Origin of the sequence: Methylobacterium sp. WL103 (assembly GCF_008039885.1) — a bacterium.
Classification (GTDB): domain Bacteria; phylum Pseudomonadota; class Alphaproteobacteria; order Rhizobiales; family Beijerinckiaceae; genus Methylobacterium; species Methylobacterium cerastii.
The window spans coordinates 1-609 of record NZ_VRUX01001198.1; the positions used below are offsets into that span (position 1 = coordinate 1).

Sequence of the window (609 nt, forward strand, 5' to 3'; positions counted from 1 at the left end):
CCCGACGACGTCGCGAGCCTGTCCGACGCCATCGTCCGCGCCGTCGCCCTCGACCGCCGGGCCTGCCGCCAGCGGGCCGAGGACCTATTCGACGCCGACGCGATGACCGCCGGCTACGAGGCGCTGTACGAGGCGGCGCTCGCCGCCCACGATCTTTCGCGCCTTCCGCCGCCGCGCCTGCGCCGCGTCGCCGGGGCCCAGGCCTGACCATGCGCCCGTCCGAACAGGCGGTCGTCTGCGTGCCCGCCCGCGACGAGGAGGTTTGCCTGCCGCGCCTCCTGCGCTCGCTCGCCGCCCAGGACGGCATCGCGGCCGACGTGCGGCTTCGCGTCCTGATCGTGGCCAACAACTGCACCGACGGCACCGTCGCCGCCGTGCGCGCGATGCAGGCCGCCGACATCGCACCCACGCTCGCGATCCGGGTCGTCGAGGCGCATCTGTCGGGGGGCGAGGCCCATGTCGGGACCGCCCGGCGGATGGCGCTGGACGCCGGTGCCGCCTGGCTCGAAGCCGACGGATGCCCCGACGGGATCCTGCTCACCACCGATGCCGACGATCTCGGCCCCTTCGAGCGCCCGAAGGTTGGCCGCGAGCCAGCCGCGCGGCACC

The 609-nt window shown here is 75.5% G+C and carries 1 protein-coding gene and 1 pseudogene; both read left to right on the plus strand.

The genetic code is table 11. The features are described 5' to 3' along the window. Nucleotides 1-207: pseudogene (locus FV222_RS31720) on the plus strand (hypothetical protein); the annotation flags it as partial. 2 nt (nt 208-209) lie between these two features. Next, on the plus strand, nt 210-609 hold a 400-nt coding region (locus FV222_RS28600), incomplete at its 3' end, for a glycosyltransferase (RefSeq protein ID WP_147816487.1).